The organism is Pediococcus siamensis (assembly GCF_047220215.1).
GTDB lineage: Bacteria > Bacillota > Bacilli > Lactobacillales > Lactobacillaceae > Pediococcus > Pediococcus siamensis.
Genome location: NZ_CP178375.1, coordinates 2,158,254 through 2,173,620, shown reverse-complemented (window position 1 = coordinate 2,173,620; position 15,367 = coordinate 2,158,254). Strand labels below are relative to the sequence as shown.

The 15,367-nt window shown below is 41.3% G+C and carries 14 protein-coding genes and 1 pseudogene; 3 read left to right on the top strand and 12 right to left on the bottom strand.

Translation table 11 applies throughout. The features are described 5' to 3' along the window. Positions 1–94: 94 nt before the first annotated feature. The gene (locus tag ACLJJ6_RS10375) at positions 95–874 is read right to left on the bottom strand and encodes a Cof-type HAD-IIB family hydrolase (protein WP_412989363.1); all 780 of its coding nucleotides are present in this window, start codon (positions 872–874) and stop codon (positions 95–97) included. A gap of 171 nt (positions 875–1,045) precedes the next feature. On the opposite strand from ACLJJ6_RS10375, the gene ACLJJ6_RS10370 reads away from it, so the two are divergent. Continuing rightward, positions 1,046–1,792, top strand: coding sequence for a sulfite exporter TauE/SafE family protein (locus tag ACLJJ6_RS10370; protein WP_412989362.1), 747 nt, complete (start codon positions 1,046–1,048; stop codon positions 1,790–1,792). Positions 1,793–1,881: 89 nt separating this feature from the next. On the opposite strand, the gene ACLJJ6_RS10365 is transcribed toward ACLJJ6_RS10370, so the two are convergent. From ACLJJ6_RS10365 to ACLJJ6_RS10350, 4 genes are all read right to left on the bottom strand, one after another. After that, positions 1,882–2,526: a DNA alkylation repair protein gene (locus ACLJJ6_RS10365; protein WP_412989361.1), complete on the bottom strand. Its 645-nt coding sequence runs from the start codon at positions 2,524–2,526 to the stop codon at positions 1,882–1,884. Positions 2,527–2,541: 15 nt separating this feature from the next. Next, a complete protein-coding gene (locus ACLJJ6_RS10360; RefSeq protein ID WP_412989360.1) occupies positions 2,542–3,243 on the bottom strand; it encodes a GTP pyrophosphokinase family protein in 702 nt (233 codons plus the stop codon). An 80-nt stretch (positions 3,244–3,323) separates the two neighbouring features. Beyond that, positions 3,324–4,049 carry an alpha/beta hydrolase gene (locus ACLJJ6_RS10355; RefSeq protein ID WP_412989359.1) on the bottom strand — a complete coding sequence of 242 codons (726 nt, stop codon included), beginning with the start codon at positions 4,047–4,049 and terminating at the stop codon, positions 3,324–3,326. 8 nt (positions 4,050–4,057) lie between these two features. Beyond that, positions 4,058–5,113 (bottom strand): DUF6933 domain-containing protein, encoded by a 1,056-nt coding sequence (locus ACLJJ6_RS10350; RefSeq protein ID WP_412989358.1) that lies wholly within the window; start codon positions 5,111–5,113, stop codon positions 4,058–4,060. A gap of 159 nt (positions 5,114–5,272) precedes the next feature. Between ACLJJ6_RS10350 and ACLJJ6_RS10345 the strand changes: the two genes are divergently transcribed. Then, positions 5,273–5,500, top strand: coding sequence for a hypothetical protein (locus ACLJJ6_RS10345; RefSeq protein ID WP_412989357.1), 228 nt, complete (start codon positions 5,273–5,275; stop codon positions 5,498–5,500). Between the two features lie 83 nt (positions 5,501–5,583). Here the strand turns inward: ACLJJ6_RS10345 and pepI are convergent, their stop codons facing one another. The 5 genes from pepI to ACLJJ6_RS10320 form a co-directional block, all read right to left on the bottom strand. Continuing rightward, positions 5,584–6,462 (bottom strand): proline iminopeptidase, encoded by an 879-nt coding sequence (gene pepI, locus ACLJJ6_RS10340; RefSeq protein WP_412989356.1) that lies wholly within the window; start codon positions 6,460–6,462, stop codon positions 5,584–5,586. Between the two features lie 102 nt (positions 6,463–6,564). Continuing rightward, the gene (locus ACLJJ6_RS10335) at positions 6,565–7,020 is read right to left on the bottom strand and encodes a DNA topology modulation protein FlaR (protein ID WP_412989355.1); all 456 of its coding nucleotides are present in this window, start codon (positions 7,018–7,020) and stop codon (positions 6,565–6,567) included. After that, positions 7,021–7,974: a DUF5655 domain-containing protein gene (locus ACLJJ6_RS10330; RefSeq protein WP_412989354.1), complete on the bottom strand. Its 954-nt coding sequence runs from the start codon at positions 7,972–7,974 to the stop codon at positions 7,021–7,023. 28 nt (positions 7,975–8,002) lie between these two features. Beyond that, positions 8,003–9,961, bottom strand: a complete 1,959-nt coding sequence (locus ACLJJ6_RS10325; RefSeq protein WP_412989353.1) for a GTP-binding protein — start codon at positions 9,959–9,961, stop codon at positions 8,003–8,005. Between the two features lie 72 nt (positions 9,962–10,033). Beyond that, positions 10,034–10,885 carry an alpha/beta hydrolase gene (locus tag ACLJJ6_RS10320; protein ID WP_412989352.1) on the bottom strand — a complete coding sequence of 284 codons (852 nt, stop codon included), beginning with the start codon at positions 10,883–10,885 and terminating at the stop codon, positions 10,034–10,036. Between the two features lie 506 nt (positions 10,886–11,391). On the opposite strand from ACLJJ6_RS10320, the gene ACLJJ6_RS10315 reads away from it, so the two are divergent. Continuing rightward, entirely contained in the window at positions 11,392–13,032 is a 1,641-nt protein-coding gene (locus ACLJJ6_RS10315; RefSeq protein ID WP_412989351.1) for a peptide ABC transporter substrate-binding protein, read from the top strand. A gap of 678 nt (positions 13,033–13,710) precedes the next feature. Here ACLJJ6_RS10315 and ACLJJ6_RS10310 read toward each other — a convergent pair. Beyond that, a pseudogene (locus ACLJJ6_RS10310) lies at positions 13,711–13,888 on the bottom strand (helix-turn-helix transcriptional regulator); the annotation flags it as partial. 280 nt (positions 13,889–14,168) lie between these two features. Further along, positions 14,169–14,648: a 23S rRNA (pseudouridine(1915)-N(3))-methyltransferase RlmH gene (gene rlmH, locus ACLJJ6_RS10305; protein ID WP_412989350.1), complete on the bottom strand. Its 480-nt coding sequence runs from the start codon at positions 14,646–14,648 to the stop codon at positions 14,169–14,171. Positions 14,649–15,367: the final 719 nt, after the last annotated feature.

The window sequence follows — 15,367 nt, the reverse complement described above, 5'->3', positions numbered from 1 at the left end:
CCCATTTCCTCACTAGCTATTTCAGCTACCTTTGAACTTAAAAGTTCAGTCCTTCAGCAACATCATAATGGGCAATATTTTACCACTTTCACATTTAAATTAAATCAAAATGCTTCAATCCATTGATAACCCCATGCTGACGAAAATCCGTTGAAACAAATTCTGCTGCTGCCTTTGTTTCTGGTACCCCGTTGGCCATTGCCACGCCATGATCAACGGCCCGCATCAAAGCAAGGTCATTGGGACCATCACCAAACGCAAATGTGGGGATATTCTCTTGTCCAATCGCTTTTAAGGCTTGCTGAATGCCGGTTTGTTTACTGATGCCCTTTAAAACAATGTCGATTGCAAACTTAGCATTGCGAAAGAAATCAAACTCCGGAAACTCTGTTTTTAAAAGTTGATCGTCGGCTAAATTTTCGGTCATTGCGATCAACATGTAGACCGGCACGGTTTCATAGCGTTTTCGATCTACTACTGGCAGCGGCATATGAATCGAAGCATAACTGCGTTTCATTGCTAGATTAACGCCCGTGGCCCATTCGTGATAGGCGTCGTACAACGATAAAGCAATCCCACGTTCGTCCGTAAATTGCATAAAACGCTGTAAAAGTAGACGGGGGACGCTTTGCGAATACACCTGTTTGCCCTCCAGAGCCACATACTGACCGTTTAACGCCACAATAGAGTTAATACCAGTTAATTTGAGGATATTTGAAATAATTCCGGCCGACCGCCCAGTCGCAATCACCGGTAAAATATGGTTTTGTTTTAAGGTTTGAATTGCCATTAAAACGTCCATATCAACACCGTGCTGTTCATTTAACAACGTATTGTCTAAATCAAAAAAGACAATTCCTTGATAACTTTGCATCCCGCTTACCTCTTATGATTGAAATTTTTGCCTCATGTAAGGCTTTTCGCGTTCCATCGTACCTAAAATATACGCGTTTCGGCACAATAATTCAATGTTCGCTAAACTTAGCCAAGTCAATCAAATTGGATTAAGATAAAGTAGAGACTTATTAAAGGTAGATGACGTGCTTTGGAATTTATTTTAATGCTAATTATTGGTTTATTCGTAGGGATTTTTGTCATTTCAATGGGTGGTGGTGGCGGCTCAATTTACCTCGGGGTCTTAACAGCCTTTTTCAGCCTTGCACCAGCTTCCGCGGCAGCCACTTCAATTGTCACTTCACTTCCCGCTTTAGCAATTGGCTGCTGGTTGTATTATCGGCAAGGAAAGATCAACTTCACCCTTGGCAACACCATGTTAATTGCGGCTATTCCGGCTGTAATCGTTGGAGCTTTACTGGCACCGTACATTCCGACCCGCATTTACAGCGTGATTATTGGCCTAATTCTCTTCATTTTGGGCATCCAAATGCTCTATAACCTGCGTGGCAGCAGGAAGACTAAAGTTCCACAAAATTCAAAAAAATTACCGCTAATCTTTGGTGCAATTAGCGGTTTAATGGTCGGAGTCGCAGGCTTGAGTGGCGGCGGTCCCATCATGGCCGGGCTGCTACTCTTAGGCGCGTCGATGTTACAAGCTTCTGCAACCTCATCTTATGTGTTAATTTGTATGTCGCTTGTTGGCGCAGTCTTACATTTGGCCGGTGGTCAGGTTGACTGGTCAGCAGGCATCAGCTTAATGCTCGGCGCTATGGTCGGGGCTGTCATTGCTCCGCTTCTGATGAAAAAATTTGCGGTCGGTAAAGGGGCCCTAGCACTCAACATTTTTATGGGCTTTTTACTCATCTTAATGGGACTTAAGACCATGATCGGTTAAGTGGGTTCTTTCTCCCGCAATTATCCGAATCAGCCGGTTTCACACTGGTGATTTGATTTTGCTTTATAAAGCCCCGCCTCATCCTTTACTTATAGATACTTACTAGCTTCGCGCACTGCTAAAGCACGCAATTTATGCGTAGCTAAAAAATTGCTTACCCATTCGGGATTAGTTTTACTATACTGCCTAAGTGCCCAACCAATTGCTTTTTGAATAAAAAATTCATCTGTATCTTGATCTGCTAAAATTGCTTGAGTAAGCATTTCCGGGTCAAGATTATTTTTTTCCATCAATTGAAGGTCAATTGCAACTCGCCGTTCCCAAAAATTGGGGCTTTGAAAAAACAGCTCAAACACCCGCTGCTTTTCATCCGGATGACGTTGAATATATTTACCAAACATTGTCCGCCAAGCATCTACCGAATCCCACCAACTCTTCTGAGCGATATAGTTTTTAAAAATAATGACGTCTTCAAATTCCCACTTCCGCACATTTTTAGTCGCCAAATCAATGGCAACATATTGATATTCTCGGGCTTCTCGTTGGTACAGGTCCGCAATCCACGCGTGCAAGGTCTGGCGGTCCAGTTTGATGCTCGTTTGTAGCAGTACCTTACTCTGTGTTTTTCTTTCAACGGACTTAACACCTAAAAACTTAAATTTATTTTTCATATAGCGGGTCATTGCCGGCGCGTTTTCTGGATTCCCAGTTAAAGTAAATTGTAATTGTGTCATACTGATTCCCTCAACTTAAGCCTTATATTTGAAATTATTCAAGTGTTTGTAAATTTCTTGCATTTTTTGCTCAATTTCTGCCAATTCATCCGCGTAACCATGCAACTGATCCCCATATTGGGCAACTTCAGATGCTTCAATATCTGTTTTATACCGTAGTTTGTGTTCCAAACTTGCCCACATATCCATACCAATTGTACGAATCTGAATTTCAACATTAACGTCAGTCACCCCATGTGATTGAAACACCGGTACCGAAACTACCAAGTGCAAACTTCGGTAGCCACTAGGCTTAGGATTCTGAACATAATCTTTGCGTTTGATGAGGGTCACATCCGATTGATTGATTAACAATTTTTCGATTAAATAAATGTCATCTACGTAGTTAGTCACCACTCGTAAACCCGCAACATCAAATATATGCTGCTGAATGTTTTCTGCCGTTAAGGCCAGTCCCTTGCGTCGCACTTTTTTTGCTAAACTTTGCAGTTCTTTCATTCTTTCTTCGATATGATGAATGGGATTATGATCATATTCGGTCTGAAATTCTGAATCGAGATTTTCTAACTTTGTGCCAATTTCATTAGCGCCCGCTTGCCCCAATTGATAAATCTTAGTCATTTCTTGTAAATTCTTAACGTTGGGTTCTCCCAAGGTCTCTTTCATATTGGTGCCTAGTTTATTGAAATTCATAAAGTTTTTACGCTCGAGAATCATAACTATCACGCTCCTAGTAAACTTTCATTTTAGCGCTGGGTCCATCTTATCTCACAAGCTTTTTTGAAGTTAAATTAAGCTTAGGAATTAGGCAACCGATTTAACCATCTAATTAAATCTTGTGCCACTTGGCGCTGCTGGTTACGATTACTGATCGTTGCCGAGTTATCTCCCTTTTGCTTTCCATAACTCCCAAAGCCGGCATGATTACCGCCAGTGATCATGGTGTACTGGGTCGATTTGGGTAGCTTAGCCTTGGCTTTTTTGTAGGCAGTCCAGTTCAGGACACCATCCCGACTGGCTGCAATGGACAGCACCGGAACCGTTGTCGCTCGCAAATTTCCCTTTTGATCAGGATAACTTGCTAAGAAGAATACCCCCTTTAACCGCCGAGAATGTGCTTTCGCGTAACGACTTGCCATCACACCCCCTAAAGAATGCCCGCCAATGACATAGCCATGAGTAGCCCCTTTAGTGACGCTAGCAGCCTTATTGGGTGCCAACACGGCTAGGTCTAACGGAAAGCGAACGATGGAAACCCGATACCCGGCATCACTCACTTTCTTGGCCCAAATGCTGTAACTACCTGGTTCAACTAGGGCCCCTGGATAAAAAATAACTGTGGGCTTTGTCGAAAGTTTCACGGGAAACACTAGGGTACCATTTTTAATTGTCGCTTGGTTTTCAACTTGCTGTGCAGCTGTGCTTGGCTGATAAACTTGAGATCGCAGAAAACCCCAGCCACCTAACCCGAGAACAATAATCAGGGTGACGATTCCAAGCCATATTTTGGTTCTTTTTTTCATAATTCTTTTCACTCCCAGCCATCATAAAAATCATGACTTGATTGTAAAAAATCACTGCCTATTTCCACGCCATCAGAGATGAGCATTTTAATCTCAACGGCATCACTTTGTTCAATTTCGCCGGCCATGACCATAAACTTCAATAGTTTTTTTATTGATGTAGCACTACTCTTTATATCAGCAATGGTATAGGCAACTTTTTCTGGGAACCAATATCCTAAATAGTCATCCACCTCATCATAAAATCCTAGCGGGGTCTTCATCGCGTGATAAAGCAAAAACTCGTTAATGAATATTGTCGCCTGATTCACATGCCTATTAACAACTTTTTTGCTGAGTCCCTCCGATTCTGTCAAATACTTACGAAACGATTCTAACAGTAACTTATTATTAGTTTGGACTTCTTTGATAAATTGATCATATTTGCTACTATCATCAAACAGAGACTGATCAGCTTCGTATTTATCCCATTGATGATAGTTTTTCCAAGTTTTTTCAAAATGATAAGAATTCGCGTTAAAATTTGAGTCTCCTGGTTGTATAATTTTTAATTTTTCCTTAAAGGCTGCCTGTACGGCTTCATTGGCAAATACATATTTTTTGTGTTGGAAAGGAACCTTCATCATGTGACTCATCAGTGCTTCTTGAATAAGTTCATCCGGAAAAAGTGGCACGTTATCTTCAAAAATCATAATAAGATTTGTCAGTGCCCCTGTTGCCTGTCGGTTAAAACCAGCACCAACTTGTATCTTTTCGGCAAGCTTAAAGTACGACGCTATTTGGTCTTCTGAAATGCCACAAATTTTAAATGCTTCATGAATCCCTTCAAAGATATATTTATCTAGATTCATCTTGTTTTTCGCATTGATATCATAAAGTACAACGATCGCATACGTGAGATCATTGATCAGTAAGAGGACTTTTTTGCGATTCCTGGTAAAATAATTTGCATGCCAAGAAAATAATGGATTTGCTTTTGCAAATTGTTTTGCCGTTTCTGCATTTTCCACTTTAACTAATTTATTAAAAATTGGGAGTGCTTTTTTGGTTGAATTGATTAGCAAGTTTCGACACCTCATTAATTTATTTTCACTGATAATTTTATCCTTTTTTACCGCAATTATTCATTTTAAAATCTGCCAAATTTTAAAGTAATTTCATCAGAATAGGCGTATGCTGAGGGTGGATTTTTTAACTTATTTTATAGAAAAGAAGGGCACAAAATGGAAAATGATTATTGGCATCAAAAGGTTGCAATTACTGGGCTCGGTTTACTTTCGTGTTCCTTAGCCTTGGCCTCCGCTATTAAAAATACGCGTTACAATCATGATCCTAAAGAACAGCAGGCTAATCGAAACTTTTTGCTAGCTGCAACGTGTGTTGAAGTTGGTATGGCGATTCAACATGCCATCAGCATTCATCAGGATCTCAGCGGTACTCCTCACAATTAAGGATAGCGTTTTTCGCCAGCATAAAGTTGATAGATTAAAAAGGCAGCGTTAATTTTTAATTAAAATTAATACTGTCTCTTTTTTTAGTCGTTCTCAGCCAACCAATTATCCAAAACGTGAATAAACTCATCATGCTGATCAAGTAGCGCTAGATGGCGGCTATTCGCAAATAAATGCCACTTGGCTCCTGGGATGTGATCATAAACTGATTTGGCAATCAATGGCGTACACAGATCGTCCGTCCCATTCGTAACGAGCACTGGTACATGAATATTTTTAAGCTGATCGGTCACATCAAAATCACTGATGGTTCCATTTTCAGTAAATTCATTCGGTCCCTCAGCAATTAAACTTGCCCGTTTGCCATTGGTAGGCCGACGAAGTGGTTCCGGTGAATTCTCATCGGGATCATCCCAACAATAACGTTCCATATAGCGATCATTCGCCGCTAAATACTTGGGATCGCTAAAGTTGCCTGTTCGTTCTGCTTCCGCAATGGCCTGGCGATCCTCATAACTTAAATAAGAAATCAACCGGTGTTGCTCTTGTGTCCACAATTTAATCGAAGCTGGGGAGCCATCAATCATGACACTCTTAATTCCTTGCGGATCAAAGCTGGTAAGATAATACATTTCCAGCATACCACCCCAAGATTGGCCCAACATGTGAACTTCGTCTAGGTGCAAATATTTGCGCAAGGCAATCAGCTCTTCAGCCCAGGTTTCCTTCACATAAACGGCAGGATCTTCTGGCAATGATGATTTTCCACAGCCAACCTGATCGTACATAATCAACTGCCGCCCCGTCTCTGCATAATCATCCATTAACTCAAAATAATTATGTGACGATCCGGGACCACCGTGAATTAAAAGTAGCGGCGCTTTGTCTTTACTAGGTTCGCCTACAATTCGATAGTAGGTTTTATATTCATGAAACGGCATGTAACCTTCTTGAATTTTCAATACAATCAAGTCCTTTTATGTAAAATAGTGGTACTAATCCCAATTGTACTCCTCAATGACAAATATAACTTTGTAAAAATGACCACAAGTCGCAAGAAAAACCTACTTTTTTAAAACCACAACTTTTTCAGTATACGGTTCCAAGAGTTGTCTGATTTCGGCGCGTTCTTTTTGATGAAAATGATGTTCCCACTTTAAAAAGATACGAATCTGGCGGTACTGGCGGGCACCCTTTTTAAACCGTGCCCGAACGTAACGTTTCCACAAATAAAACAAATTACGCAAGTGCCTAACATCTTTAAAATAAATAATGTCTGCATCCGCAAAAGATTCTTGCCCATAGCGATACTGAACTCCTTCAATAATCCAGTCTTTCTGCTTTAGAACCTCGTTAAGGAGGCGATTCCTTTGTTCTATAGTACGATGCACATCGCCTTGTGGCCGGCGGATCCAATTTAAATCATCCAGTGAAGTAACTGGAATTTGATACTTAAGACTCAATCGATTAGCCAAAGTGGTTTTCCCGCTACCTACTGGACCAATGATTCTTATTTTCACTTAATCATCACCTGAATTACTGTGCGTTCGCCAGGCCTGTTTCATTAAACTCAAAATATACTCTAACTGTTCATCGTTAGTAAGTTTTAATTCATAATCACCATTGCCCCAGTGGCCCGTTTGACTGACATCCCTTGTTAGGTTTTCTGGATCATTTAAAGTATCTTTGGTTAAATTAAGCCACACTTTTAACGCTCTATTTTGAGGTAAAAAATCAATTACATTATGATGATTTAGCCGAAAGCCAATATAATATTTGGTCGGTTTAATCTCAAATGAAGGATCCCATTCTAACAAAGTCGCCTTCATTCTCTGATAGAGGTCTTGAACTGTTTCGTTACTACTTTCTAATAAACGTTCTTCCGTAGGTACTTCGATATCAAGCACATTTTCAACCTCATTTGGTTTTTTCTGAGGTTTTTTCTTTATATTTCTTTTATTCTGCAAAAGTTTGAAGGCTTTTCCAGTTTTCTTTATTTGATTGAGTGTCATGTAATTATTTTTATATTTACGCGCTTCATACAGTTCAATCGGTAAGCTCGGGTTATTCGCCGCATCAATTTGATATGGCGTAAAACTTCCTGCCACAAAAATAACTTTAGACTGTGACCAGTCAAACTCTTCTGTTTTTTTTCGAGCGGAAAAAACTTCATTATATTTTAAAACAAAATCTGCTTTACTTGATAACAATGTATTTAAATAGGCAAATCCCTGATCAATAACACTATCTTTTGAATCTCTTTTATATTCAATAATCACGAATGCATTGAGGTCCTTGTCATATCCCACTGTATCCAAACGATAGTTACTAACACTAAATTCGCTAGCCACAAAATCAATCCCAAAGACAACCTCCAGATTATTCTCCACAATGTTTTGCAAACTTCGCTCTATGTCAAAGGTACTACCACTAATTTTCTTTAAGGATTGGTCATTTATTTTGTAAAGTTCCACGTGCAACTCCTCCTAATAACTCACTTTTTTATTTTTGATATCCATACGCCACGTGCGCCATTGTTGGCACTTGATCCCAAGGCACCGGATATCCAGCCCCATGCGCACAAAAAACCGAATCTGGTGTATTCTTAAGATCTGCCACCGGTTGGTAATCAGAGGCAGAGATAATTTCCTGCGCATCGTGACACGGCCGATACCCGGCAACCAAACACTCGAGCTGCCCTTGACCATGTGTATATGCCCGTACTTCCTTAGCGTACCCCTGCATTTCAGCAACCGGAGCCTCCCCTGTCAAAACGGACATGGTCTGCTGAAGATCCCCTGCGGTTGTCGGCGCTTCAAAAGACCCGTGCATCCGCTCAATATCAGTCATCGCACGACCGACTTGGTCTTGTTGAATTTCTAAACGAAATTGATACCACGGTTCTAAAAGTTCATATTTTCCTGCTTGTCTAAGCATCATCAACCCTTGCCGGACAGCCCGCCAAGTGGCTTCACGGAAATCGCCACCCACCGAATGCACGTTACTTGCTTTTCCTGTCACAAGAGTTATTTTTATGTCTGTCAGGGGTGCTCCTGTTAACACACCCAAATGTTCTTTTGCCCGCAAACTCGTTAAAACTTGTTGTTGCCAATTATTCGCCAGAATATCCAGAGAACACTGTGTTGCAAACTGTAGTCCCGTTCCTCGGGGCAAAGGTTGTAACAATAAATGAACTTCAGAATAGTGCCGCAAAGGCTCGAAATGCCCGACCCCCTCAACTGGTTGTTGAATCGTTTCTTGATATAAGATGCTTCCCTGATCAAAACCGACATCGAGGTTAAAACGCGTGAACAATAGTTGTTGAAGAATCTCTAACTGAATTTCGCCCATGATTTGGACCCGAATTTCTTGTAAGTGCGGCGACCACGACACGTGCAGCTGCGGATCTTCATCTTCCAGCTGTTGCAGTGCCATCAAGCACACATGGAGATCATTTTCTTTAGGATCGAGTGCATAGTTGAGAACTGGCTGCATACTGGGCGCCATTTCATCCGGTAACTCACCTAATCCTTGTCCGGGATAAGTCGTAGTCAATCCGGTAATCGCACAAACCTGCCCCGCCGCTACTTCCGACTGTAACGTAAATTTCGTACCGTTATACACACGAAGTTGATCCGCCTTTTGATCATCAACCACCATATCTTTAGCATGGAGGCTGCCACCGACAACCCGAATCCACGTTAAACGCTGTCCCTTTACGTCATGCGAAATTTTAAAAACCCGTGCACCAAACTTGGTTTCTCTGGCCGGTTCTTGCCCCCAGTGAGCTAAACCCGTCATCAATTCCGTCACTCCAGAAAGTTTTAGTGCTGCGCCGAAATAACAAGGAAAAACTTTACGTTGGTTAATCAAACGACAAATAGTGTGATCAGTAAGCTTCCCCGTTTCCAAAAACTGCGTCAAAACAGTATCATCGCGCATGGCAATTTCCTCGATTGTATTTGGCATTAAAGTCTGGGCGCTAGTTTGCGGTGTGAAATCTAAACATCCACCAGAAAGATCGGACTGTAGCTGCGTTAGAATCTGATCCTGTTGCCTATCTGACGTGTCCATCTTATTGATAAAAATAAAAGTAGGCACCTGATACCGTGCGAGCAGGCGCCACAGTGTTCGGGTGTACCCTTGCACACCATCTGCGGCCGAAACCACTAAAATAGCGTAATCTAACACACTTAGGACTTGTTCTGTTTGTGCCGCAAAATCCACGTGTCCCGGGGTGTCAAGCAACGTTAAATTAAGTTCATTGTACTTAAGATTTGCTTGATGCGAAAAGATGGTAATGCCATGTTCTTTTTCTAACGTATCCGGATCCAAAAAAGCATCCCCATTATCCACTCGCCCTAGTTTCCTTAATACACCTGCTTGATAAAGCATGGCTTCTGAAAGTGTTGTTTTACCGGAATCTACGTGTGCTACGATTCCTGCTACAATGTGTTTCATAGTCTTCCCTCTTGTTCTTTCAAGTTCATTCTCAGGCTTTCTTCAGGGGTAATTTTAAACCTAAAATTAAATCTATTTCTGCCATAAGAATTTTACAATCGCATGATCGACCGTGGCGTTAGTATGCAGTTTGCTATGCTGCGCCCGTTTTCCTTTTATTTCGAGCTCTTGATAAGATGCAGCTCGGTTTGCTACCAGATAGCGCAAGGATTTAGAGGAATAGTTTTGAACTACGCCATCACTGTGATCGCCAATATTGCCATAAATATTTAAAACGGCCGCCTGCCGCGGATAAGTTTTTCTCAGTTTCAGCAGCGCCTGATAGGTCGCAATCATATGGCGCGGTTTTCCCTGTGCGTTCACGGTATTATGTTTGACTGCATCGTACCCCCGGATCCCCGCAAAGTGTGCCGCCAAATTAATTTCCCGGTTCAAACGCGGCAACTCCGGATGGTTAGGGGCATCATCAGCGAGATAATAGAGAACCGCTTCATTTCCTGCTGAATGCGAAACTGTATTAAATTCTTTAAAGTGATAGGTTGCTTGCAATCGCTGTAAAACGTTGAGAACCCACTTTGCAGTAACCCGGTAATTGGGCTCCCGGCTATTTTGATAATTCACCATCACAATTGGATTAACTGCCTTTTTGGGTAACCTACCCACCAGCGTTACCTTACCTGTTTTGCTAACTTCGGCACGAATGACACCGTTTGTGGCGTGCGTACGACGAATAGCACTTACCATATGTTGTTCAGCATGATAACTACTGCCCCAGCCGTGAAAAAATAGGGTCGGTATTCGGGTTTGCCGGTAGTTACTAGCCACCTGACGATTTCGATCCACCAAGGCTGTAACACCAATTGCCAAAAGAATCACAATCAGCATTGCCATCATGACTAATTTTTTGGATGTTTTAAAGAACATGCTGACTCCCCCCAATTTGATTCTCTTTTATTATAAACATTTTTACCATCAAATTAATTTTTAATTTCTGGTTGACAGATATTGGGGTTCGCTGTATGCTTATTGCAATTAAAAATCGTCCTTATAAACCGATGAGGTGGAGATCAAGATTATTGTGCACGCAAAGAGAGTCATCGTCGCTGAGAGTATGACCGAACGCAGGTAGTTAAATGGACCACCGAGGGCTTTTCCGAAATTTCGAAAGTACGAAAAGACGTGCGACATACGTCAGTTGTCCAGAGAATGTTGGTTCTCCAGTAAGTAGGCGTGGATTAGGCTTTTCGCGAACCTAAGGACACGCAATTAAGGTGGCACCGCGGTTAAAAGACCGTCCTTAACACATTGGCTGTTATGGGCGGTTTTTTGATTACAAAAAAACGGGGTGTTATGTATGGTTGGCAAACGATGGCAAAGCTCATGGCATTTATTCAGAAATAATCACGCAACTTATTTGGAGGAGATAAATCATGAGCATTTTTACAAACAAAAAGAGTTTACTTATTGCGGGCATTATTCTTATCGGTGGGGTTAGTTTTGGTGTGCGTGCCCATTCGAATCAAACCAACCAAGCACCCGCACAAAAAATTAATTTGTACGAAACCACAAACTTAACGAGTTTGGATGCCTCAAAGATTACGGATGGCGTCTCCAGCGCCCAGTTAAGCCAGGTGGACGAGGGGCTGTATCGGTTGAACAAAAATAGTCAGCCAGTAAACGCCCTAGCAAGTAAAACAACGGTTTCAAATCATGGCAAAACCTATGTCATTGATTTGCGCCACACTGGCCGCTGGAGCAATGGTGATCCGGTGACGGCAGCCAATTTCGTTTATTCCTGGAAACGTACGCTGGATCCGAAAACTAAGTCAGAATTCACTTACTTATTTGCTAATTTTAAAAACGCGAATGCCATTATGGTCGGTAAAAAATCTTCTCAGACTTTGGGTGTCCAGGCCCTCAACAGGTACCAACTGAAAGTGACTTTAAGCAAGCCAATTCCTTATTTTAAAAAGTTATTGGCAGGAACAACTTTTTATCCCATCAATCAAAAAATTGTTCAAAAATTCGGTTCAAAATATGGCACGGCGGCAAATAAAACCGTTTATAATGGTCCCTTTGTCTTGAAGGGCCGGAACGGAACTAATGACACTTGGAGTTTGGTAAAAAAAACAACGTACCGCGCAAAAAAGACGGTAAAATTACAGCGAATTAACCATCAAGTGATCAAAACAACGGCAACCGCCTACAATCTCTACCAGGCAAACAAGTTGGCCATGGTGACATTGGCTGGTGAACAAAACGTTCAAAATAAAAACAATCCAGAATTAAAGACATTATCTTCTGGGCGCGTTGGATTTATCCAGTATAATGAAAAAAACAAAGTTGCCGCAAACAAAGCACTACGGACTGCAGTTTCCTTGACGATTAATCGTCAGCAACTTGTCACGAAAATTTTAGAAAACGGCTCAACAGCAGCGAAGACATTTGGTGTCCGCAACATGCTTAAAAATCCGCAAACCGGAACTGATTTCGTGGATGACGCCTACACCAAAAATACTGTTGATACTAACATCCCACAGGCACAAAAGCTGTACCAACAAGCGCAGAAGCAATTAGGGCAAAAACAGATTACCTTAACAATTACTTGTGCGAACGATGACACCAGTCAACACGCAGCGGATTATATTCAAGGCCAATTGACAAATCATCTGAAGAATATAAAGGTCAATGTGCGCAGCATGCCGTTTCCATCGATGCTGACGAAGGTTTCGCAAGGAGATTTCCAGCTTAATCTTACGAGCTGGGGGATGGACTTCGCGGATCCGAGTCAGGTACTGACAATCCTAACTTCGAGCAGCAATTCCAACATGGGCCATTATCAAAGTAAAGCTTATGATACAGCCATGAATGCCGCTGCAGGAGCGGATGCCACTAATTCATCCGTTCGTTATCAAGATCTGATGCAAGCAGCCCAAACCGCGCTTAAAGATCAGGCAGTGACACCTCTGTATGAAAGTCGATCGCGCCTCTTGGTAAAGTCCAATTTACATGGCGTGATCTATAACAAATTTAGTGGCGCTTTGGACTTCCGTCAGGCTTTTGTGAAGTAACGCCTATTTGAGATTAGATTTGAAGAAAGAGACCGGGGAACTTCCGGTCTCATTTTTTATCTTTGAACCTTAATGGTCGAAATCTGGGAAAAGAGTGACTTCTCCGTTCAACTACAAAAAATAAATGATTCAAAGGACGAATCAAACAGTTTTCTAGGCTGTCACAGCACCTTATCCCTTTAGTAATTTTGGTTACGAATGCTCACGGTGAAATTACCTTTCTCCTTTTCGTTTTTAGTTATGTTTACGCTATTCAACTCAATTTGTGCTGCTAGGGGCGCGAGTCGCTTTTTACCTGTTTTTTTACCTTTTTACGATGTGAAGCAACTTTTTCTGGTCTGTGTTGGACATGCCACCGACAATAACCACCATCAGAAGAACAAATATTAACACGCTAAGCGGATCAGTCACAAAGAAGACCAGTTCGATAACGGTGCTAGCATCATTAGTGAAATTAGACCGATGATGATTCCGTTTAAGGCCGCCGAAATATAAATTTGCCGCATAGTAGCAGCTAGTTTTGCAACACTAATTTTGACAACATCCAATTTTTCGTGGTGCACCCGCTGCATCCCCCCAGCACAAAGCCAGCAATAAAAACAGGAGATTAGCTAATGGCCCGACAATTCCCCCATACGTACGCTGCAATCTGATTGAATCGTGATCGTTTCGTTTAATTTCTTCCTTCCAAAACAACACATCTAACGCCCAGGCTAATTTTAAGCACAAATCAAGGGATGGGTTATACTTGTCATTTTCAATTAAATTAATCGTTTGGCGTGCTACTCCTATTTTTCTTGCTAATTCCAACTGAGACAGCTTTTTTTGCTAAACGATATTCACGCACATGCTTCATATTAGTTCCTTTCGTGTCATTTATATGTGACGCCACTGGAAGTGGATAACGACTTACGCAGAGTGTCAATTATAAGTGCCATATCGATGAAAAATTATCCCAGGTGCGAAACACACTTGGGAATTTTAATGGCCCTCCTTTGTTAAACTACTCATCTAAACGAACTATGCGATCCCGACGCCCGCAGTATGGGCACCTGCCTATGGTGGTCATACGATTACTAAAACTAATGCCAGTATCCTTTACCAGGGGCTGTGATGTTCTCTAAATAGCTTTTTCCTCATTTATGGTACGGACTTCCAGCATTAATCATAAATGCGCGGTAAACCTGCTCTACCAATACCAACCGCATGAGCTGGTGGGGAAGTGTAAAGCGGCCAAAAGAAATGTGGGCATTAGCTCGCTTGATCACCTCTGGACTCAACCCAAGCGACCCGCCAATCACAAATGTGAGATCAGAATGACCGTACGTTGCCAACCGATCGATCTCCTGCGCAAACTCCTCTGACGAGTACTCCTTACCCAAGATCTCCAAACTATAGACATACTCACGATCTTTAATCTTACTAAGGATTCTTTGCCCTTCTTTTTCTTTAACATCAGCTACCTCTGCGTTACTTAGCGTTTCAGGAGCCTTCTCATCGGGAACTTCAACAATCGTGAATTTACAAAATTTCGTTAATCTTTTTGCATATTCGGCGATCCCTTGCTTAAAATACTTCTCTTTGAGTTTTCCCACCACTACAAATTTGATGTTCATAAAATCCATCCTTTACACAAGTTATTCACAAAGTTATCCACAGGTTGATAACTGTAATTTCTACATATAGGTTTCGAAAAACACTTAACACAACATAAGCCATTCACAATTTGTCAACATATAATTTAGTTATCCACTGTTTTCAACAGTAACACATGTTCGTATCCACAAGCTGCAAACCCTGCTATTTAGGCGTTTGTACTAACCATATTTTTGTGAAACAAATTTAATCCACAAGATCCACACCTTCCTGTGGATAACTTTTCAACACTTTTTCTTGCTGATTATACCTAGTTTCCAGTTACCTGCTTAGAAAGTCATTTGAGTTATTCACAAAGTTATCCACAGTTTTCCACACACGTTTTTCACAGTTAAAACTTCAACTGAACAATCTTAACCCTTAAACGCGGGTATTGTTCGTCTTTATTCTTTTGAAATCCTTTACTTCCTTAAGAAATTCTTTAGAATATTTAAAATAATTCGGAATCACATTTCTGCCAAAAAATAAAGGTCTTTCCCTAATCTATTTAAAACTTATCGTCAAACTTAGACTACGGTAACTGTTATGCATTTTCTGTGTATAATTCTACACTAACTTTCCGAAATAAAAAACAACGCAAAGATACGAACTGTTCTATTTGACAATCGACGTTACTTTCTCATCGTCCTAATCCATGAATGGTCAGATTTCTTTTTGCGCAGTGATGTCCGGGATCTCA